Source organism: Bacterioplanoides sp. (assembly GCF_965226395.1).
Classification (GTDB): domain Bacteria; phylum Pseudomonadota; class Gammaproteobacteria; order Pseudomonadales; family Oceanobacteraceae; genus Bacterioplanoides.
In genome coordinates, this window is sequence record NZ_OZ245358.1 from 3,286,471 (window position 1) to 3,307,532 (window position 21,062).

Sequence of the window (21,062 nt, forward strand, 5' to 3'; positions counted from 1 at the left end):
TACAATTAGCTACAGATTTATCGCAGAAAGTAAGAGCACGGCCCCGGTGTTTTGTGTATAATCGCCGCCCTTTTAAACCCCTAGTCGGGCATCGCCGTCCTGTTGGCAAGTCTTTATCCCTTTCAAATGGTTGCATACCGCTATGCCGGTAAGCAGCGTTCGGGTACTTGTGTGAGAGTGAATACGGCCTACGCCCAGCTTTCTGATACACAGGTACACTAATGAGTGAATCAACGCCTACAGGCTTCGCCAGCCTGGGTCTGCCCTTTTCTATTCTTCGCACACTGGAAGAGCTGGGCTACGAAGAACCATCGCCAATTCAGGCGTCCAGTATTCCGTCTTTATTAGAAGGACGTGATGTGCTGGGTATGGCACAAACCGGTACCGGTAAAACCGCAGCATTCTCGCTGCCGATTCTGGCACGTACACAAGCTGAACTGAACGCTCCACAGGTGCTGGTATTAGCGCCGACCCGTGAGCTGGCTCAACAGGTTGCTGAAGCGGTTAAAAGCTACTCCAAATATCTGCCGGGCATTAATGTGTCAGCCATTTATGGTGGTACCGATTATGGTACGCAGCTGCGTGAATTAAAGCGTGGCCCACAGTGGATTGTAGGTACTCCGGGTCGTGTGATGGATCACCTGCGTCGTGGCACGTTAAACCTGTCAGACATCAAAGCCGTGGTGCTGGATGAAGCCGATGAAATGTTACGCATGGGCTTTATTGACGATGTTAACTGGATTCTGGAGCAGGCACCGAAACAGCGTCAGGTAGCATTATTCTCGGCTACCATGCCAAGAGAAATTCAGGCGGTTGCGGAAAAACACCTGAATGATCCGGTACAGGTAAAAATCAAAGCCAAAACCACCACCAACGATAAAATTCGTCAGCGCTACTGGTTTGTTGGCGGCGCGCATAAAAATGACGCCTTGCTGCGTATTTGTGAAGTGGAAGACTTTGACGCCATGATGGTGTTTGTACGCACCAAGCAGGCCACCGAAGAAGTTGCTGACTTTATGCAGGCTAACGGCTTTAAGTGTGCGCCATTAAATGGTGATATTCCGCAGCAATTACGTGAAAAAGCGGTTGAAAAATTAAAAGCCGGCAAGCTGGATATTCTGGTGGCTACCGATGTTGCTGCACGTGGCTTAGACGTTGAGCGTATCAGTCACGTAATTAACTACGACATTCCCCAGGATACCGAGTCTTACGTTCACCGTATTGGCCGTACCGGTCGTGCTGGCCGTGAAGGCGAAGCAATTGTGTTTGTTCGTGGCCGTGAAAAACGTATGCTGCGTGACATCGAAAAAGCCACTCGTCAGACCATCGAAGAAATGCCGTTACCAACGGCAAAAGATGTGAATGCCAAGCGCAAAGAGCGTTTCCAGGCTCAGATTCTGGACGCGGTACACAGTGAAAAGAACCAGGTTTTCCGCGAGATTATTGAGCAGCTGCTGGTTGAAAACCCAATTGATACACTGGATCTGGCGGCAGCACTGGCAAAATTAGTGCAGGGTAACAAACCGTTATTCCTGGATGAAAAAGCCGACGCGCGGATGATGGAGCGTAATTCACGTGACCGTCGTGAAGAGCGTGATAACCGCCGTGATCGTGATGACCGTCGTGGTGATCGTCAGGAGCGTGGACCGCGCAGTAAAGCGATGCCGGAAGAGCAGGCTAAGGCATTAAAAGGCCAGCCAGAAGTTGATATGCAGCGTTATATGGTTGCCGTGGGTTACAACGACGGTTTACGCCCGGGTAACCTGGTGGGTGCGGTTGCTAACGAAGCTGAGCTGGAAAGTAAATTTATTGGCCATATCGAAATTCTGGAGAATTTCTCCGTTATCGATTTACCTAACGGTATGCCACCGGCCACTCTGTCTGTACTGAAAAAAGCCAAAGTGTGTGGTCGCTCTCTGGATATGAAAGAGTATAAAACCTCGGATATTCCTAAAGGTGATGGCCGTAAGCGCGCTGATCGCCCGGATCGGGGCCCTAAAAAACCGCACCGTGGTAAGCCAGGTGGCGGTAATAAATCCGGGCAGGGCGGTAAAGGTTATGAGCGTGGTGAGCGCCGTAATGATAAGCCGGGCTTTAAAAAGCGTAAGCCAAAAGAGTAATCGAGTCGTATAACAACGGCGATTGCTAATAATAAAAAACCGACGTTCTGCGTCGGTTTTTTTTCGGCGCAGAAAACAGTCTCATTATGAGGTGCCTTCATTATCGGGTGAATTCATTTCATTATTCCCCAAGGGGGAACTCTGTATGATAGCCGCCTGACTCACTGCAAGCTGCTCTGCCGTTATGATTGAATTTTTCCTGAATAATATTGCTACCGTTCTGGCCCTGGCTACCACGGGTATTTTTGCCGGTATTCTGGCCGGTTTATTAGGTGTGGGAGGCGGTATTGTTATTGTCCCTGTGCTGTTTTTCTTATTTCAGGGGTTTGGTGTGTCAGCGGAATCCGCCATGTTGATTGCCACCGCCACGTCTCTGGCGACTATTATTCCGACATCCATTAGCTCAATCCGCTCTCATCAGGCAAAAGGGAATGTTGATACGGATTTATTAACCCATTGGGCACTGTTTATTTTGGCTGGTGTGTTGCTCGGCAGTTGGTTAGTGACTCGGGTGGACGGGGCCTGGTTAACGCTGTTGTTTGGTGTGATTGCAATGTTATCAGCGTTGAATATGTTGTTCCGAACGGGGAAGTCGGCGTTATTTCAACAGCTGCCCGGACGTGGCGGGCAGGGTGTTATGGCCACATCCATCGGTTTTTTCAGCTCGATGGTGGGTATTGGTGGTGGCACCCTATCGGTGCCGTTATTAACCTTGTACAACTACCCGGCACATAAAGCCGTGGGGACAGCCGCCGCCATTGGTTTGATTATTTCATTGCCTGCTGCTCTGACTATGCTGATCATAGGTGATACCCCAGCGGATGCTCCGGCCGGAACGTTTGGTTTGGTTAATCTGATAGGCTTTATTTGTATTGTGCCATTAACCGTTAAATTTGCTCCGATCGGGGCGTCACTGGCGGCTAAACTGGACGCCGCCCGACTGAAGAAAATATTTGCGCTCGTGTTGTTGATTACCGGATTAAGAATGCTGGCTCAGGTTTTTTTGTAGCTAATTCTTTTCTGACAAGCTCTGCACCGGCGTGCAGAGCGCTTAGTTTTTCCCGGGCGATATCGCGCTTTAACGGTGCCATGCCACAATTGGTACATGGGTAGAGCTTGTCGGCATCAACATACTTCAGTGCCTGGCGTAGTGTTGCGGCCACCTCTTCCGGTGTTTCTATGGTATCAGTGGCAACGTCGATGGCGCCCACCATCACTTTTTTGCCTCGTATCAGTTCCAGTACTTCAAAGGGAACACGACCGTTATGGCACTCCAGTGAAATAATATCGAGCGACGATTGTTGCAGCGCCGGGAAGGTTTTTTCGTAATGGCGCCACTCATTTCCCAGTGTTTTTTTCCAGTTAGTATTGGCTTTAATGCCATAGCCATAGCAAATATGCACCGCCGTTTCGCACGATAAACCTTCGATGGATTTTTCCAGAGCTTCAATCCCCCAGTCAACCACATCCTCTAAAAAAACATTAAACGCCGGCTCATCAAACTGAATAATATCAACCCCGGCGGCTTCTAATTCTCTGGCCTCCTGGTTCAGTGCTTTAGCAAATTCAAAAGCCAGAGTTTTGCGATCCTGATAGTAATCATCGTACAGGGTATCTGCCATGGTCATAGGCCCGGGCAGGGCCCATTTGATGGGGAGATCGGTTTGTGAACGTAAAAAAGCCGCGTCTTTAACAAATACCGGTTGCTGGCGTGAGACCGGGCCAATAATACCCGGTACTTCGGCATGGTAACGATTGCGTATGAATACGGTTTTCTTGTTTTGCCAGTCGACGCCATTCAAGTGTTCAATAAATGTGGTCACAAAATGCTGGCGGGTTTGTTCGCCATCGCTGACGATATCAATCCCTGCATTTTGTTGTTCCTGCAGAGTGATACGCAACGCATCTTTTTTGGCTGATGCTAACTCAGTGCCTTCCAGCTTCCAGGGTGACCAGAGTGTTTCCGGCTCGGCCAGCCATGACGGTTTTGGCAAACTGCCAGCGGTTGATGTGGGTAATAGCTTTTTCATAACGATGCTGATGCCTTGTAGCTTATATCGCGTAATTGTCGGACCACTGTTTCAGTTCATTCTGAAACGGTTTAATAAAATGCTCTTCGGCAAATTTTCCTTGTTTAATCGCTAACTGACTGCGTTCAACCCGATCGTAAATAATCTGAGTTAATGAATGATCTGTGTGTTTCAGGTCCGGCTGGTAGCGGGTTCCGGCTACCGCATTGGCGTTATAAATCTCCGGGCGATAAATTTTCTGGAAGGTTTCCATGGTGCTGATGGTACTGATTAATTCCAGGTTGCTGTAATCGTTTAATAAGTCGCCGAAAAAATAAAACGCCAGCGGAGCAACACTGTTGGGTGGCATAAAATAACGCACCTGTAGCCCCATTTTTTTAAAATACTGTTCGGTTAAAGAAGACTCGTTTGGCAGGTACTCAATCCCTAATAGAGGATGTTGATTATGGCTTCGTTGATAAATTTTGTTGTCGGAAACACTCAGGCAAATCACAGGTAATTTATTGAAGTGTTGTTGATAAACCGAGGAGTGGACAAAGTCTTTAAATAATTTGCCGTGTAAATCACCAAAATTATCGGGGACGCTGAACCGACTGCTGTCTTTATTATGATCCAGCAGAAGTACACTGAAGTCATAGTCACGGACGTAGGACGAGAAGTTATTACCGACAATTCCTTCAATGCGTTTGTTGGTTTTGTGGTCGGTGATCTGGATTTTCAGAATTTCAATGGTCGGAAACGTATTGCCATTGCCTGCAATATCAATATCCACCGAAATAATATCCAGCTCAACGGAATAACGATCACCTTTGGGGTTATCCCAGGGGGCCAGTGCGTTAAAACGACGATCGACCATGCGTAACGCATTACGCAGATTCTCCTGACGGCTTTCTCCCCGTGCCAGGTTGGCGAAGTTAGTGGTGATACGGGTTGCATCTGATGGTTGATAGTCTTCATCAAAACGAATGGTTTTAACCGTGTAGTGAAAGCTGTCTACAGTGCTGGGCTTATTGCTCATAATTGGTATCCAGGAACAGAGATAAATCTTAAGTGTTTTGTTAACTGTGATTTATACGTGGATATGACTATGAGTAAAAACGATTTAAATTCAAGATATGATGAAGTTACCTCATGTCAGTATGGGAAGTATCATCGGTTTGTTATGGCTGAACAGAAAACCCCGGCATGGAGGCCGGGGCTATTGAAAGGAGTAAAGTGCATCGGCTGGAAGGCGATGGCTAAGGACGATGTTAATTCTGACGATTAATCAACTGACTCGCCTTTTGTGAAGCGCCGCGCGCTACCGATGTTTGTGGGAATTCCGCCGTAATTTTGCGGAAGTAGGCCAGTGCTTTGCGGTTGTCGCCGTGGCGGTTATAAGGACTCATATAAATCAGTCCTAGCTGGTACAGTGCTTTGGCTCGCATTTCATCTGAGGATGATTGATTGTCGTACAGAATCAAATACACGCTTTCGGCATCGGCTACTCGTTCATCAGTGATAGCCCGCTCACTCATGGGAGTTAACTCGGCATCAAAGGGTGTGTCGTTGGTGGTTAATAACTGCGCCCGGTTTACCTGATTCAGCAGCTGTCTGGCATTCAGTTGTACGGATTTGCTCTGGCGTTTATCAAGAATGGCTAAGCGCTTGTTAACACGTTCTTTTACCCGGGAGTCCGGGAATTCAATATTGTGCTGATTAAAATAAGCGCGAGCTTTGATGTCATCACGATCATCGTTATAACGATTCATATAGATCAGGCCAATCTGGTACAGCGCCAGTGATTTAATATTCTGGCTGTAATCCGGGTCAGAATAACCTTTCAGGTAGGTAGCAACCGCAGTTTCGGTTTTGCCGCGTGAAATGGATTGTACCGAGAATGTCAGCAGATCCGGTTCTTCCTGTAAGGCTGCGGCGGCACGTACCTTAATATCTTCATCGTGACGCACAATACCGTGGCCCGCTCCTTCAACCAGCAGAATAGGTGTGGCGGCGGCACATCCGCCCAGTACTGCTATGGTCGTCAGCAGTATAAAAATTCTGATCATTGATTGCTTCCCTGATCGCATTGTTAATGATTAGCAGAGCCTGTAGCAGGCGTTAAAATAATCGTAAATTGTAACGATGTGTAACATGAATAGAAAGGTGCGTACGGGCCAGTTGGCCCTTTCCATAACGCGCCAGAGGAGGGGGAGTCAGAGCAGAAATTGCAGCGTTGCCGCGGTGGCTGCACCACTGATCAGGCCAAAAATAATGCCACTGGTGGTGGCTCGCTTGCGGGTTCGTTGTATCTCTTGCTGTAGTTCCTGTTGCAGCTGCTGAATCTCGGTCGATAACGAAGTGGCCGTATCATTCAGATTAGAATGGGTCTGATCCAGTAACTCAGAGCAGGCAGCTTTGACCGCTTTTTCTGAAACCAGAGTCGCGAGTTTCTGGTTTAACCCCCGGGTTTGCTGAAACAGTGTTTTGGGTTGCAGCGATTGTTGAACATCCTGTTGCAGCCCTTCGTATTGTTGCTGCCAGTTACGTTCAATTAACTTTAATTCGTGTGCCTGAGCATTTTGTAATTGTTGTGTCGCACTGTCGAGGCCTGCGGCCATTTCACCTTTGGCTTGTGTCAGTGCCAGCTTGAGGTGTTTCTGAATCAGTTTATCAATTTCAATTAATGGGATATTGCTTTGTTCCGCAGCTTCATTCCCGCTACCGGGGTTAAGATTGATAACAGGTTCATCATTGGCAGCCGGTTCATCCAGTGACTGGATTACGGCCATTACGGCTTCCTGATTAGCGGGTTTTGCCAGCACACCTTCCGCACCGTGAGACTTCGCCATATCGAAGTATTCATCACCTTCTTTTGAGGTGTACATAATGGTTGGAATTGTCGCTGTTTTCGGATTGTTTTTAATCAGCTGGGTGGCTTCAAGGCCATTCATACCCGGCATCATATGATCCATAAAAATAACATCGGGTTGGGTTTTATCAAGAAACAGCAGAGCCGCTTCAGCGCTCTCTACGGCTTCTGATTCAACATTCATTCTGGTAAGTAACCGTTGCAACATCATCCGTGCAGACTTTGAATCATCAACTACCAACGCATTTTTTACTGGCATTTTGCCCTCGGCTCTCCCCTGAATACCGACTTATAAAATCAATTTGTCAGCAATGGGTCAAGCGACTTTTAAGAACACGATTGCTACTCGCCGCTCCGGCTTTCAGCTATAGTCATATCTTTGATAATAATGACAGGTAACAGGAAGATTGCATGACAGATCCGGGAACATCGCGCTTAATGATGTTGACTGCTTATGCCTCTGTGCTGGTCGCCGGGGTGTTGTTGGTGTCTAAAGCCATGGTCTGGTCGTGGAGTGATTCCACCAGTGTTCTGTCTTCTTTGTTGGATTCTATGGCTGATATTTTGGCGTCGCTGGTGAATTTTTTTGCCATTCGTTATGCCTTATTACCGGCCGATAAAAATCATCCGTTTGGTCATGCCAAAGCCGAAGGCATTGCTGCCTTGATACAAGCCGCGTTTATCAGTGGCTCATTGATTATGGTCTTGTTGCAGGTGGTTGATCGTTTGCTTCACCCTCAGGCACTGAATGCGATTAATGAAAGTATTGGGGTGATGGTATTTTCAACTTTGCTAACACTTTGTCTGGTGTTATTTCAGCGTTGGGTTTATCGGCGCACACAATCTTTGGCCGTAAAAGCGGATTCGGCGCATTATGTCAGTGATATTCTGATGAATATTGCCGTGGTGATTGCACTGGTCGGGGTTTCATTTAACTGGTTATGGATGGACCCGGCGGTGGCTTTGCTGGTGGTGGTTATTCTGATCAAAAGTGTCTGGGATATTGTGACACTGGCACTGAGCGTGCTGATGGATCAGGCTCTGGAACCGGAAACTGAAGCGCAGATTCTGGCCTTGATCCAACAGCAGCCTGGCGTATTGGGATGTCATGATCTGAAAACCCGTCAGGCTGGTAGTGTGCAGTTTATCCAGTTTCACCTGGAGCTGAATGCTGAGCAATCCCTGCGACAAGCTCATGCATTAGGCAGCCGGGTTGAGCGGGCCATTATTAAGCAATTTCCACAGGCCGAGATTCTGATCCACCATGACCCGATTTAATCTGTACACCGGTCTGGTGCTGTGCTGTTTTTGTCTCAATGCCGGTGCTTTTACAACGCCGGTTTATCAGCCAGAGTCATTTGAATTTGATTTGCCAGCAGTGCCGCCTGGTACGCAATCTCAATCGCTGCCAACCTCACAAGCCTATCGTGGTGAAACCCAGGTTGATAAAGATGTGATGGATCGCTCCCGGGATTGGCTGGTGGAATATCTGAATAGTCTTTCCGGCAATATTGATTCCTTTTTTATCGATACCTTTTTCAGTGAAGAAATTGTTTCCGACGATGTAAAAGGCAGCCGCGCAAAACTTTCGTTTTATACGCGCCGCGAATTAGGCGAACCGGTTGATTATAAATTTGGACTCAGTGTCAAAGTGGCACTGCCTAATACCAATGAGCGACTGAAGTTATTGGTTGAATCGGAAGATGAAGATGCCTTGCGTGAAGGTGATCCGATTGAAAGTGTCGAAAATGTTGAATACACCGCCGCGCTGCGTTTTATTATTAATGAAACGGATAAATGGAAAACCAATATTGATGGTGGCATTCGCTGGGGGTTGCCACCCGATCCGTTTGTTCGCCTGCGGGCTCGTCGTTATGCTTATTTTTCCGAATGGGAATTAAAAGCGACCCAGCGCTTTTCGTATTTTACCAGTGATGGTTGGGAATCGGAGTCTGATCTGCAGATGAATTATCCGATTAATATTACCAAGCAATTTCGCGTCAGCACCCGAGCTGATTATCTGCTTAATGATGGTTTTTTTGAGCTGGGTTACGGAGCGGGTTTATACCACCGTTTAAGCACCCGATCGGCCATCGGTTTTGTGGCCAATGCAAATGGCGACACAGAATTTGGTGCAACCTTTGATGCCTATGCCGCAGGAGTACGCTACCGTCGGCAAATCTGGAAAGATTATGTGTTTGCCGAGTTATCACCGGAAATTATCTGGACCCGGGATACCGATTACGAAAGTACGCCGGTGATTATGTTCCGCCTGGAGACGGTGTTTTCGCAATAATCTGGCGAAAGGTCAGGTTGATCCGGGGACTGTTGATGGTGCGACGTTTAGGCAGAGCGTGCTGCCAACGCTGTTGCATGCCAGCATTCATGACCAATAAGCTGCCTGAAGGCAGGGCGATGCTGAGGTGTTGCCGGGTCTCTCCAATACGGCGCAACGAAAAATCACGTGTTGCTCCCAGACTCAGTGAAGCAATTACCGCCATCGGGCCGAGTTCGGCTTCATTATCACTGTGCCAGCCCATGGAATCCTGGCCATCACGATAGAGGTTCGCCAGAACCGAATTAAACGGCTGGCCGAGGCTGTCACGTATGATCTCGTTGAGCGCCGCTGTTGTGGTGCTCCAGGGTTCTGGATGGAAGGTTTTACCGCTGTAGCGGTAACTGGCCTCGGGGTTGCCAATCCAGCATTGCAGACGCGGGCAACGGTGTTGTTTGCCGTACAGTGTTAGGGTTTCCTGACGCCAGGCGATTTCACGCTGCAGTTGTTGATACAGTTGCAGCGCTATACCCGGTGCAAATGCATCCGGGTACAGCGTCAGGTCACCATCCAACAGAGGCTGCGGATTGTTGAGGTTAGGCGCCTGAATGGCAGCTTCCTCTACCTCAAAGGCAAAGGTGTGATTATCCTTCAAAGCGACCGGCAAACAGTGGCGAGGTCAGATAACGTTCACCGGAATCTGGCAGAATCACCACAATCGTTTTGTCTTTAAATTCTTCTTCCTCGGCCAGTTTTAACGCCGCCTGCATTGCTGCACCACAAGAAATACCGGCGAGAATACCTTCTTCAGCCATCAGTCGGTGCGCCATGTCCATCGCTGCGTCATTACCAACCGTTTCAACCCGGTCGAGCATCTCCAGATCCAGGTTTTTGGGAATAAAGTTGGCACCAATGCCCTGAATTTTATGAGGCGCAGGTGTAATGTCTTCACCGTTACGTACCTGAGTGATGATGGCTGAGTCTGCCGGCTCAACCGCTACTGAGGTAATGGCTTTGTGTTGTTTGATATAGCGGGAAATACCAGAGATTGTTCCTCCGGTGCCAACACCGGCAACAACCACATCGACTTCACCATCGGTGTCCTGCCAGATTTCCGGGCCGGTTGTTTTTTCATGAATGGCCGGGTTGGCCGGGTTTTCAAACTGTTGCAGCATGATGCGTTGTTGCGGTGCTTCCGCCAGCAGTTCTTCGGCTTTTTCAACCGCTCCACGCATACCTTTTGGACCTTCGGTTAGCACTAAATTGGCTCCCAGTGCCTGCATTACTTTGCGACGCTCGATACTCATGGTTTCCGGCATCGTCAGGGTCACTTTATAACCACGAGCTGCGGCAACAAATGCCAGCGCAATACCGGTGTTACCGCTGGTTGGCTCAACAATTTCCATACCGGGTTTTAATAACCCATCTTGTTCGGCTTGCCAGATCATATTGGCACCAATGCGGCATTTTACCGAATGGGCCGGGTTGCGGTTCTCAAGCTTGGCATATACCTTCGGGTGTTGAGTCAGTTTGCTGATGCGTACCAGCGGGGTATTACCAATCGATTGAGTGATGTCCTCATAGACTTTCATGATATTTTGCCACCTTGTATAAAATATGATCTAAACTAATTGAGGTAGAATAAAAAACGCTTCTAACCATTAAAAATACATTCGGGTAGGGAAGTCACAGTGCCGGAATCCCCTTCAGGTTTTGCTAAAGAAGATACCTTAAAGTCAGTTGAAAAGCAGATCAACCATTTAACCGCCAGTTGGAAAAGTCACAAAGGTGTTGCGCGCTTTTATGACGAACTGGAGAAAAATTATCTGAGCTATCGCAGCCGTACTTTCTTTTTTGCCGAGCGCAACGTGATGCTTGGGGCTTTGCTCATTTATTTAGCGTTTGGCCTGGCCGATTATTTTCTGATCGGTGAAACCTGGTTTGATTATTTCCGCTTTCGCCTGGTGTTGGCCGGTGTCGCTCTGGCCGGTCTGTATTATTTACCAAAGCCTCTGCTGCGGCGTCATCTTTATACCGTGCTGCTTATGATTAACCTGGGTGGTGGTATTTCTCTGATTATTTTTACCTCTTATTTGGAAGGTGTTGCGCGTTATGCCTTTCATCTTGGGATGCTGCCGGTTCAGGTTTTACTGATGGTGTCTTTGCGGCTGAGTTTCCGTGGTTTTGTGTGTTCTTCCGGACTGATTTTTTCGCTGTTTTGCCTGATGGTGTTGCCCGGTGATCGAGCCGTCACCTCGGAGCTGGGACAGGTTATGTGGTCTTATGTGTCGTACTATCTCGGCTTTTGGCTGTCACTGATTATGTTGGGGTGTTACCTGACCTTTATTCTGGAAGAAGATTGCCGCAATAATTACATGCGCAATCGTTTGCTGGTGCTCGAAGCCGAACTGTTGCAACTGATGACCAAAAAACTGGAATACCTGTCGATCACCGATCAGCTCACCCAGTTATCCAATCGCCGCCACTTCGAGCACGCATTGGAGAAAGAATGGTTTCGTTGCCTGAGAGCACAACAGCCCATCTCTCTGATTCTGCTCGATGTTGATTATTTTAAGCAATATAACGATAACTATGGTCATGCCAGTGGCGATGAATGTTTGCGTCAGGTGGCGGCAGCGATGAAACGTAGCTGCAATCGTTCAGCGGATTTGTGCGCCCGTTATGGCGGTGAGGAGTTTGTGATTTTACTGCCGGGAGTGACGGCGCAAGATGCTTTTGAGATGGCGGATAAGGTACTGGCGAATATTCAGGGACTGGCCATTGCTCATGCTCATAGCCGTCATCAGGTGGTAACCTGCAGCGCCGGAGTGGTGGGGCAAACCCCTGAAATCACCGATTCTTATGAAGAGTTTATCCGCCGTGCAGACGACTTACTGTACCGTGCTAAAGATGAAGGCCGTAACCGGGCTCTGCTTGCCTGAGCCCGGATAGGTGTTTAGATGTTTGGCTTAGCGGTTGAGTGCTTAGCGGTTAAGGGGCTTAGATGGTAAATCCCCTCTAAGCTGTCTCGTGTTTCAGGCGCGCTAATGTCGCGTCTTTCTCCTGCCAAAGCGTCTGTACCCAGTGTTGGAAAGTGGCACGAAATGCTTCGTCATTTTCGTAATCACCACCACGAACGGATTCCGGAATGGCTTTCTCTTCCACAATCACCGTACAGCGCTTCATTTTACCCTGCAAAAAATCCCAGAAGGTTGGGATACCATCGGGGTAGTCAATCGTCACATCAATGATCGACTTAAATTGATCTCCCATGGCACTCATGGCAAAAGCCATTCCACCACTCTTGGGCTTTAACAGATGTTGATACGGAGACTGTTGCTTATCGTGTTTGCTTTGAGTGAAGCGTGTCCCCTCCAGATAATTCACCACCGAGGTCGGAATTTCCTTAAATTTTTCACAGGCCTTACGAGTGGTTTCTAAGTCTTTACCACGCATTTCCGGGTGTTTTTCCAGATACGCTTTGCTGTAACGCTTCATAAACGGAAAATCCAGTGCCCACCAGGCGGCACCCATAATAGGCACCTTAATTAATTCCTGTTTCAGAAAAAACTTAAGGAAGGGAGCGCGACCTTTCAGCGTGTGTTGTAGCAACAGGATGTCTACCCAAGACTGGTGATTGCTCACGACAAAATACCAGCCATTACGGTCGAGGTTTTGTGGCAGACGAATGTCCCACGCCATTTTCTGCGTCAGCCAGATCCAGCCACTGTTACAGTACACCCAGCTCTCAGCCACCATAATCATCAGTTTGCTGATGACTTTGCGTATCGCTGGAACCGGAATGATTTTACTGAGTAAGGTCAGAATCATCAGAAAGGTGACCCAAAACAGAATATTCGTCAGCAATAATACACTGGCAATAATGCCGGTAATCAGCGCAGGCATGAGAGCAATTGTCCTTGTTTTTTTATAGTAAAAATTTTTCCCCGGTAAACGTGTTACTCGGTGAGCTGTTGTTTTCTTTGTTGTGCCTGAATAGCCGTTAATGCAATGGTGTAAACAATATCTTCCACCAGAGCACCACGTGATAAATCGTTAACCGGTTTTGCCAGTCCTTGTAGCATCGGGCCAATGCTGATCACATTGGCGCTACGCTGAACCGCTTTATACGTGGTGTTGCCAGTATTCAGGTCGGGGAAGATTAACACAGTCGCTTGTCCGGCTACAGCGCTGTCCGGCGCTTTGGAACGGGCAACACTCATAGTCGTAGCGGCGTCGTATTGCAGCGGGCCATCGACCACCAGATCCGGGCGTAAATCCTGAACCTGTTCAGTCGCGGTGCGTACTTTTTCGACATCAGCTCCGCTACCAGATTTACCGGTACTGTAGCTCACCATCGCGACTCTGGCGGGGATGCCCATTGCCGCAGCAGAACCGGCACTCTGAATCGCGATATCCGCCAGCTCCTCGGCATTCGGGTCCGGGTTAACGGCGCAGTCGCCATACACCAGTACCTGATCGGGCAGACCCATAAAGAAAACCGAAGAGACCAGCTTGGCGCCGGGGGCGGTTTTAATCAGCTGCAATGCCGGGCGAATGGTATTAGCCGTGGTGTGTACCGCACCAGATACCAGGCCATCAACGTCGTCTTCCGCCAGCATCATGGTACCCAGCACCACGTTATCTTCCAGTTGTGCCAGAGCCATTGGGTCGGTCAGTTGTTTGTGTTTACGCAACTCCACCATTGGCGGCACGTAATGTTCGCGGATGTCCAGCGGGTCCAGGATTTGTAAATCCTCCGGCAGCTCAATCTCGTTGGCCTGAGCAACCTGCAGAATTTTGCTTTTATCACCCAGTAAAACGCAATCGGCAATGCCACGTTGCTGACAAATGGCGGCCGCCTGAACGGTTCTGGGCTCATCACCTTCAGGCAATACAATGCGCTGCTTATCGCTGCAGGCTTTAGCCACAATCTGATAGCGGAAGGCTGCCGGTGACAAACGGCTGGCATGAGGCGCACCCAGACGCTCCATCAGCAACTCTGAATTCAGATGTTCAGTGACGGATTCCATAATACGCTGCACCCGATCAACATCATCCATTGGCACGTGATGATCCATATGGGCCAGCTTTTCAGCGGCGGCAAAGGTATCCAGCTGGGTTCTCATCACCGGAATGCCGGTAGCTAGAGCACTTTGGCATAAGTCGATGACCCCCTGATTGGGTCGCAGGCCACCGGTGAAGAGAATGCCGGCCAGCGGTGTGCCGTTATTGGCGGCCATTGCGGCGGCCAGCACAATGTCATCCCGGTCGCCAGGCGTCACGATCAGGGTGCCCGGGCGCAGGGTGTCAATCATATTGGGCAGGGTGCGGGCGCATAAGGTAATGCGTAATACCCGGCGGCTATCAAGCTCACCTTCGTTAACAATTTCTGCGTCAAATAACCGGGCAATATCCATCGCGCGCGGGCTGATTAACTCCGGCTGCCAGGGAATAACGCCCACGACCGGGCATTGCTTGCTGCCCAGTTGCCAGCATTCTTCCTCAAGGGTGGGGGCGCTGGCAGGAGAGACACGATCAGAGGTACTTTGATCAGCCTGCAGGAAAGGCTGCTGTGCTGCGGTACTGCCCACTTTGTTGATAATGGTGCCCAACAGATTCGCTTTGCTGCCACCATAAATGCCACGCTGCAGTTTGAGATCGGCCTTAATCTGGCTGGCGGAGCGGTCACGGCCATTGGCAACCAGCAATACGTCTGCATTCAGAGCCTTAGCAATTTCGGCATTGAGTTTGGCGGTGTAGGGTTCCGAACGATCCGGTGCCAGGCCTTCAATCAATACCACATCACAATCTTTGGCGATGGAGTCGTGCAAGGCAACAGCATCTTCCAGTACCCGATCGAGCATGCCATCACTGATGCGTTGTTGTACCTGATGCAATTGCATCGGGTTTGGCGTTTGTAATTGCAATACGGTACGCACCAGATGAGTGGAGCGCTCATGATCGCCATAGCCCGGTGCTACGGGTTTAACAAAACCCACTTTCAGGCCCTGAGCATCCAGTGCCCGGAGCAGGCCCAGGCTGATGGTTGTCAGGCCACTTTCCATGCCGGTTGGGGCAATAACAATATTAATCATGAGTCACCTGCTGGTAAGTATCCTGAGCAATCATTAATTCTTCATCGGTGGCGACCACCATGATGCGTTGTGTGCCTTCGGCGCTGATGCGGCCAGTGTCATCGCCATTTTGCTGATTCAGCTCGGCATCAAGGCGGCAGCCGAGATTGCGCCAGCTGGCCAGAATCCTGCGCCGGACTTCGCTGGCGTGTTCACCAATGCCGCCGGTGAAAACAATGGCGTCAATACTGGAGAGTGACGTTGACAGAGCCGCCAGTTGACGCGCAACCCGGAAGCAGAACACGTCAATGGCGCGTTTGGCACCTTCATGTCCTTCGGCCTCAGCTTCTAATAAAGAGCGCATGTCATTGCTCAGCTGAGATAATCCTTTTAAACCGCTGTTGCGAATTAAATCGTTGCTAACCTGTTCCAGAGTTTTGCCTTTGTGATTCACCATGTAGTCAATTAGTGATGGGTCAATATCGCCGCTGCGTGACCCCATGACCATGCCTTCCAGTGGTGTTAAGCCCATGGTGGTATCAACGGATTTCCCCTGCGCAATAGCACAAGCGCTGCAGCCGTTGCCCAGATGCGCAATCAGCAGATTCAGGCTATCCGCCGGTTGCTGCAAACGGCGTGCGGTTTCCTGAGCGACATAGCGGTAGCTGGTGCCATGAAAGCCGTAACGTCTTACACCGGCATTCTGGTACCAGTCGTAAGGCACGGCGTACAGATAGGTGGATTCAGGGATGGTTTGGTGGAAGGCGGTATCAAATACCGCAACATTGGGTACTCCGGGCTGTAATTGCTGACAGAGTTCAACCCCTAATAAGTTCACCGGGTTGTGTAACGGTGCCAGATCCGACACCTGTTTTAACTGAGCAATGCTGTTGTCATCGAGCAGGGTGCTGGCACTGAAGGACTCACCACCGTGAACAATGCGGTGGCCAATGCCTGCCAGTTGCGATAATGCCGACTGACACTGATCCATAAAAGCCGATAGCGCTTCTTTGTGAGCGGCTCCCGGGTCGAGTTCAAGTACGGTATTGGTGTTTGTATTGTTTTCTTGAGCATCAGCGCTTTTGATGGTCAGGAGCGGTTGTTGCTCGCCCAGGCGTTCAGCCAGGGCTTTGATAGAAGGAGCGGATGAATCGCTGGAAGGGTAGAGTGCGAATTTAATCGACGAGCTGCCACAATTAATAACAAGTACAGATTGGCTCACATTGATTCCTTTTCGGGTTATAAAGGGATCGTTTGCTCCCTTTGCGTATATTCTCTGAGGGTAAACTCCAGATGCTGCAAAACTGTGTCTGCGCCGCGACTGGCGGCTTCAGACACTTGTTCCATATTAAACTGTAAAGCATAGCAGTAGAGTTCGTTCTTGCTGTCTGCTCTGAGCACCATAGCCGGTACTGCCTGCAGGCTGTGATCATCACTGGTGATCGACAACAACACGCGTTTACCCGGCTTCATTTTGATCTGGGTTTCAATTGAGACGCCGCCGGTTGAAAAGTTCCGGGCGACCGCCTGATAGCGCTTGCCCGGGCGGCCGAGCAAGTTAATGAGACGCAACTCAAGTTTCAGAGGGGCAGCATCATAACGCTGCCGGAAGCGACGTTCACTGTCTGACATGTGCTTTAACCCTGGTTTTTCTCTGCTTCTTGTCCCGCGTCAAACTTTTCGCCGTTATCCAAGCGGGACAATTGGTTATGACGAATCATGGCGCGGATTTCTTTGACGTATTCTTCACCACGTTCAGAGTACTTTAATAAACCGGCTGCCAGTGTGTTACCACTGCTGTAGCCCTGCTGCTGCAGTTCCTGAGTACGCAGGCGGCGCAATGGTTCATAGCTTGGATGGCTGTTGAGGTTACGAATGTAACTGGCAACGGATTCGGCCGGTGAACTGAATTTGGCCACTTCGTGGCTGGCTCCGCTGTTACGTGAAGAAGGCACGATGCCGCAGCCTTGGGTAAAACACCACTGCCCGAACAGGTTGTTGCCAAGGCGTGAAAAGCGTGAAGTACCCCAGGCAGATTCATTGGCTGCCTGAGCCATCACCAGTGATGGTGGGATGGTTTGTACTTTTTCTGCCAGCTCGTTCAGTTGCTGTGTTTTGTCACTGGCGCTCACCCGATATTTCTTCAACAGACGGGCTAATTCCTGTGGGTTTTCCTGAGCGTTATCCTGCCAGTTTAAGATCTGCTGGCGTTCCAGTAACACAGCGTGATTGGCCTGACTGATCAGTGGCTCCAGAAACGAAAAAAATGCCCGTTTTTTGGCTTTCACATCGGTATAGGCGGCAAAGTCCGGTAAATCCGGGTTGACCCACTCAATGTCGGTCAGAACCGTTTGGGGTGTCTGAGTATTAGTCGTGTTGCATGACATATACATGCCGGATGAGAACGCAAGCAGTCCGGAAATACCCAGAGCGCTGATCAGAAGTGAATTACGCATAGTGTCCATTCAGTTTTATTGTGTAAGCCAGTCATATATTCAGATGGCCGCGAGTATACCGGAAATGACCGGTGGCCCAAGAGTCTGCACGACGGAGAAAGCAAAAAATCGAAAAATGATGTCAATTCACCGCTGTGATTATTACTTTATTTCGCCACTAAAATGTCTTTTAAATAAAAACCAGTGGTTTAATGTGTATTTTTATTAATAAAACAGAAGTTTCGTGTATTCTGGCCGATAGTTTCAGGACACCGTTGATTAAGAAACAGCTATGACTCAACCACTCATCATTATTGCAGATCAGACACTTGCCATTCAGGCTGAACTGGCGGATTTGCTGGCGGCTGATGCCACCGTTGTCAGTGCTGTTCAGGATGAGCAACTGCAGTACTGGTTGGGCAGTCCAACGCTTAAGCCGGATCTGTTACTGCTGGATCGTCATTTTATCGATGAAGATCTGGCTGAATTCTGTCTCCGCTGGCGTGCTAATCCGTTATTGCGCAAATGTGATGTGGTGGTGATGGGCCCTGATGCCGCTCAGGATGAAGCACAGGCATTGCTGGCGGGCGCGGTAGATTATCTGCGTAAGCCATTACACCCGGTATTGGCGCTTGCTCGCCTTAAGTCGCAACTGCAGCGTCGTCAGGAAGTTGCCCGGCTTGAAGCATTAAGTGCAACGGATGGCCTGACCGGAGTCGCAAACCGCCGTTATCTGGATCAGTTTTTATTGTCCGAGTGGCGTCGTGCACAGCGCGAAAGCAGCAGTATCGGTCTGATTATGGTCGATCTCGATCACTTTAAAATGTACAACGATTACTATGGCCATGTTGCTGGTGATGTGTGCTTGCAGGAAGTTGCCCGGGCGTTGCAATCCTGTGTGCAGCGTCCTTGTGATTTAATCGCTCGTTATGGAGGGGAGGAATTTGCGGTTGTTTTGCCGTCGATTCAGCTGTCAGGAGTCGAAGTTGTTGCTAAGCGTATTCAGCAAGCGGTAGCGATGTTGCGTTTGCCACACGATGCTTCCGTTACCAGTGATATGGTGACGCTCAGTATGGGCATGGCCTGGTGTGAGCCCGCTGCCGGAGAAGATTGCCGGTTATTGCTGACGGCCGCTGATGAAGCCTTGTATACCGCGAAATCAGAAGGGCGTAATCGCATGAGTGAAGCGGTGGATCTGGCATCCATCCGGATGTTGCTGACTAACTAATCAAATACCTCGCTTCCCTTGCGGAGCATGACTGTCTGTAGTTGAAGCCAGAAAAAGGAAAACCTCTGCGACGTCAGGTCTCAGAGGTTTTTTATTGGCAATAGCGGCCGCTTTAGCCTGCTATTGCGAGCTGAGATTTGAATTCAGCTGATTGATCAGTTTATGCAGTCGGGTTGCGGTCGACTGGCGATGAACACTGTCATTGCTGGACTGCTGGAATTTGCTCAAAGTCTGATGCAATAACTCTTTGCTGGTGGTGATCACTTCATATTCGTAATGGTGGTCCTGAATGCTGACCTTCGCCAACTCCATATACTCGCCATTGAGAATTTGCAGCAAATTAAAAATAACATCCTTATCTTGACAGCTATTGGTTTCCCAATAGGCGTCTTCCAGTGTTTTTAATAAATCCCAGATCAGTTCGCTGGCCTGACTGATGGTAATGTGACTCATAACCTCTCCGTAATACAATCGGTCTGCATAAAGGTTAGCAGAGAGTCACGCATTTTGTGGTTTGCCTGGCCGTTAACCCTCGGTTTTTACGAAGTGACGCAGGTAACGCTGATTCATGTCATCTTTACCTAACAGAATCAGGGCATCACAGACGTTAAAGTCTTTATCAAGGAAAGGTTCTCCGCACACTTTGACACCAATTCGCAGATACGCTTTCAGCAGTGGTGGTACCAGGCTTTTGCCATCCAGTTCAACTTCGGTGCGTGGCATATGAACACGCGGCTCGGCGCGCATATCTTCGGCAGTGAAGTGTTTGTCGCGTAAGTAATCGACAATAGCAATGGCACGGGAATAGCCTTCGGATAAGGAGATGCTGGCACAACCCATCAGGTAATCAATCTGGTTGGCCGCCATAAACTGGGCAATGCCGCCCCACAATAAACCAATCACAGCACCACTGCGGTAATCCGGATCCACACAAGTGCGGCCAATTTCCATATAGCGCTTGCCTGGTTTGATGATCTGGCTCAGATCAAATTCCGTTGATGAATAAAAACCACCGGCTTGTGCTGCCTGTTCGTTGGTTAAAATACGGCTGTAGCCAACCACGCGATCGCCGTGTACGTCTTTAACAATCAGATGCAGGCACAGATCATCAAACTCGTCTTTATCAATTCCCTGATCGGCCGTTGGTAAGTTAGCTCCCATACCTTCAGCGAAGACCCGGTAGCGTAAATCCAGTGCCTGATGGATTTCTGCCGGGTCTGTGGTCAGACGGGCAACCAGTGGTGATTCACTGGGCGGCAGCGGTTGTGCTTGAGTGGCGATGGCTTGTTGCATAATGATGCTCGTTTATCCGTTTTGCGTGACAGTAAAACAGACTTATGACAGCGGGGTTACAGAGGAGCGGCTGATCTGCTCATTAAAATATCTGACTCAGAAACCTGCCTGTATGCCTGTTGCGCGCTATCCTAAAAGAGAGGGGGATAAGATGAAACTACCAATTATTACATTTTTATTACTGCTGAGTGGATTGGCCTGGGGTCAGCCATTTCTCGGTGAAAACCATGCTGCCAGCCTGATTGATCAAGCGCTGCAGCGTAAGGATCTGAAGTGGCTGCCGTTCCCGATGCCTTATGCGGTTGAGCGGGCATCACAGGGTAAAGACTCACGATTTTTGTCGGCACTGGTCGATCATGGGCTGCTGGAGCGTAAAAAAGAAACCAAAATGGTCACGGTTGAAGTGAATGGCGCAAAGCGCCGTAAAGTTCAGGTTGGCTGGGTCTACAACTACCCGGGCGCTGACGGCCAGACACCGACCGATGAAGGTTTTTATTATGGCTATGGCCGCTTGAAAACAGTGATGGAAATATCCACCCCGTATCAGATTGGTCAGTACTACTATGTAGAAGCTTACATTCAGTGGTACGTCGATGATCAGCAGGAGTGGATTCATGACGCCGCATTTGATGGTGCACGTACCCTGCGTCGCAGTCGCGAATCTTACGAAAAGCCGTTTGAAAAGCGGGTTTATCTGCAATACGACGGCGATAGCTGGGCCTTTTGGGATGGTAAGCCGGGTATCCTTTAAGC

General features: G+C 49.3%; 20 protein-coding genes. 7 read left to right on the forward strand and 13 right to left on the reverse strand.

What is annotated here, in order from left to right; all coding sequences use genetic code 11:
* The first annotated feature begins 221 nt into the window (after positions 1 to 221).
* A complete protein-coding gene (locus ACO05E_RS14975) occupies positions 222 to 2,120 on the forward strand; it encodes a DEAD/DEAH box helicase (RefSeq protein ID WP_419810301.1) in 1,899 nt (632 codons plus the stop codon).
* 184 nt (positions 2,121 to 2,304) lie between these two features.
* Complete coding sequence (locus ACO05E_RS14980) at positions 2,305 to 3,129, forward strand: sulfite exporter TauE/SafE family protein (RefSeq protein WP_419810302.1); 825 nt, start codon at positions 2,305 to 2,307, stop codon at positions 3,127 to 3,129.
* On the opposite strand, the gene ACO05E_RS14985 is transcribed toward ACO05E_RS14980, so the two are convergent.
* The 4 genes from ACO05E_RS14985 to ACO05E_RS15000 form a co-directional block, all read right to left on the reverse strand.
* Entirely contained in the window at positions 3,092 to 4,150 is a 1,059-nt protein-coding gene (locus ACO05E_RS14985; RefSeq protein WP_419810303.1) for a methionine synthase, read from the reverse strand. The two genes, ACO05E_RS14980 and ACO05E_RS14985, sit on opposite strands and share 38 nt — an antisense overlap.
* Positions 4,151 to 4,172: 22 nt before the next feature.
* A complete protein-coding gene (locus ACO05E_RS14990; protein WP_419810304.1) occupies positions 4,173 to 5,168 on the reverse strand; it encodes a DUF1852 domain-containing protein in 996 nt (331 codons plus the stop codon).
* A gap of 232 nt (positions 5,169 to 5,400) precedes the next feature.
* A complete protein-coding gene (locus tag ACO05E_RS14995) occupies positions 5,401 to 6,198 on the reverse strand; it encodes a tetratricopeptide repeat protein (protein WP_419810305.1) in 798 nt (265 codons plus the stop codon).
* Between the two features lie 147 nt (positions 6,199 to 6,345).
* Entirely contained in the window at positions 6,346 to 7,260 is a 915-nt protein-coding gene (locus tag ACO05E_RS15000) for a response regulator (protein ID WP_419810306.1), read from the reverse strand.
* A gap of 152 nt (positions 7,261 to 7,412) precedes the next feature.
* On the opposite strand from ACO05E_RS15000, the gene ACO05E_RS15005 reads away from it, so the two are divergent.
* Both ACO05E_RS15005 and ACO05E_RS15010 read left to right on the forward strand, forming a co-directional pair.
* On the forward strand, positions 7,413 to 8,279 hold the full coding sequence (locus ACO05E_RS15005) for a cation diffusion facilitator family transporter (RefSeq protein ID WP_419810307.1): 867 nt from the start codon (positions 7,413 to 7,415) through the stop codon (positions 8,277 to 8,279).
* On the forward strand, positions 8,266 to 9,297 hold the full coding sequence (locus ACO05E_RS15010; protein ID WP_419810308.1) for a hypothetical protein: 1,032 nt from the start codon (positions 8,266 to 8,268) through the stop codon (positions 9,295 to 9,297). The genes ACO05E_RS15005 and ACO05E_RS15010 overlap by 14 nt, the downstream gene beginning before the upstream one ends.
* Here the strand turns inward: ACO05E_RS15010 and ACO05E_RS15015 are convergent.
* Both ACO05E_RS15015 and cysK read right to left on the reverse strand, forming a co-directional pair.
* Positions 9,263 to 9,931 (reverse strand): alpha-ketoglutarate-dependent dioxygenase AlkB family protein, encoded by a 669-nt coding sequence (locus ACO05E_RS15015; RefSeq protein ID WP_419810309.1) that lies wholly within the window; start codon positions 9,929 to 9,931, stop codon positions 9,263 to 9,265. The genes ACO05E_RS15010 and ACO05E_RS15015 overlap by 35 nt on opposite strands.
* A complete protein-coding gene (gene cysK / locus ACO05E_RS15020) occupies positions 9,921 to 10,868 on the reverse strand; it encodes a cysteine synthase A (RefSeq protein WP_419810310.1) in 948 nt (315 codons plus the stop codon). The genes ACO05E_RS15015 and cysK overlap by 11 nt, the downstream gene beginning before the upstream one ends.
* A 99-nt stretch (positions 10,869 to 10,967) precedes the next feature.
* Between cysK and ACO05E_RS15025 the strand changes: the two genes are divergently transcribed.
* Positions 10,968 to 12,218 (forward strand): diguanylate cyclase, encoded by a 1,251-nt coding sequence (locus ACO05E_RS15025; protein ID WP_419810311.1) that lies wholly within the window; start codon positions 10,968 to 10,970, stop codon positions 12,216 to 12,218.
* Between the two features lie 76 nt (positions 12,219 to 12,294).
* Here ACO05E_RS15025 and ACO05E_RS15030 read toward each other — a convergent pair whose 3' ends face one another.
* Genes ACO05E_RS15030 through ACO05E_RS15050 form a run of 5 tightly spaced genes read right to left on the reverse strand, consistent with a single transcriptional unit; the run spans position 12,295 to position 17,809 of the window.
* On the reverse strand, positions 12,295 to 13,182 hold the full coding sequence (locus ACO05E_RS15030) for an acyltransferase (protein ID WP_419810312.1): 888 nt from the start codon (positions 13,180 to 13,182) through the stop codon (positions 12,295 to 12,297).
* A gap of 53 nt (positions 13,183 to 13,235) precedes the next feature.
* On the reverse strand, positions 13,236 to 15,374 hold the full coding sequence (gene pta / locus ACO05E_RS15035; RefSeq protein ID WP_419810313.1) for a phosphate acetyltransferase: 2,139 nt from the start codon (positions 15,372 to 15,374) through the stop codon (positions 13,236 to 13,238).
* Complete coding sequence (locus tag ACO05E_RS15040; RefSeq protein WP_419810314.1) at positions 15,367 to 16,575, reverse strand: acetate/propionate family kinase; 1,209 nt, start codon at positions 16,573 to 16,575, stop codon at positions 15,367 to 15,369. The genes pta and ACO05E_RS15040 overlap by 8 nt, the downstream gene beginning before the upstream one ends.
* Before the next feature lie 17 nt (positions 16,576 to 16,592).
* Positions 16,593 to 16,985, reverse strand: coding sequence for a PilZ domain-containing protein (locus ACO05E_RS15045; RefSeq protein ID WP_419810315.1), 393 nt, complete (start codon positions 16,983 to 16,985; stop codon positions 16,593 to 16,595).
* A gap of 5 nt (positions 16,986 to 16,990) precedes the next feature.
* On the reverse strand, positions 16,991 to 17,809 hold the full coding sequence (locus ACO05E_RS15050) for a glucosaminidase domain-containing protein (protein WP_419810316.1): 819 nt from the start codon (positions 17,807 to 17,809) through the stop codon (positions 16,991 to 16,993).
* 271 nt (positions 17,810 to 18,080) lie between these two features.
* Between ACO05E_RS15050 and ACO05E_RS15055 the strand changes: the two genes are divergently transcribed.
* Positions 18,081 to 19,016: a diguanylate cyclase domain-containing protein gene (locus ACO05E_RS15055; RefSeq protein ID WP_419810317.1), complete on the forward strand. Its 936-nt coding sequence runs from the start codon at positions 18,081 to 18,083 to the stop codon at positions 19,014 to 19,016.
* 120 nt (positions 19,017 to 19,136) lie between these two features.
* On the opposite strand, the gene ACO05E_RS15060 is transcribed toward ACO05E_RS15055, so the two are convergent.
* Positions 19,137 to 19,469 carry a hypothetical protein gene (locus ACO05E_RS15060; RefSeq protein ID WP_419810318.1) on the reverse strand — a complete coding sequence of 111 codons (333 nt, stop codon included), beginning with the start codon at positions 19,467 to 19,469 and terminating at the stop codon, positions 19,137 to 19,139.
* 72 nt (positions 19,470 to 19,541) lie between these two features.
* Positions 19,542 to 20,309, reverse strand: a complete 768-nt coding sequence (locus ACO05E_RS15065) for a GNAT family N-acetyltransferase (RefSeq protein ID WP_419810319.1) — start codon at positions 20,307 to 20,309, stop codon at positions 19,542 to 19,544.
* Between the two features lie 151 nt (positions 20,310 to 20,460).
* On the opposite strand from ACO05E_RS15065, the gene ACO05E_RS15070 reads away from it, so the two are divergent.
* A complete protein-coding gene (locus ACO05E_RS15070; RefSeq protein ID WP_419810320.1) occupies positions 20,461 to 21,060 on the forward strand; it encodes a hypothetical protein in 600 nt (199 codons plus the stop codon).
* The last annotated feature ends 2 nt before the right edge of the window (positions 21,061 to 21,062 follow it).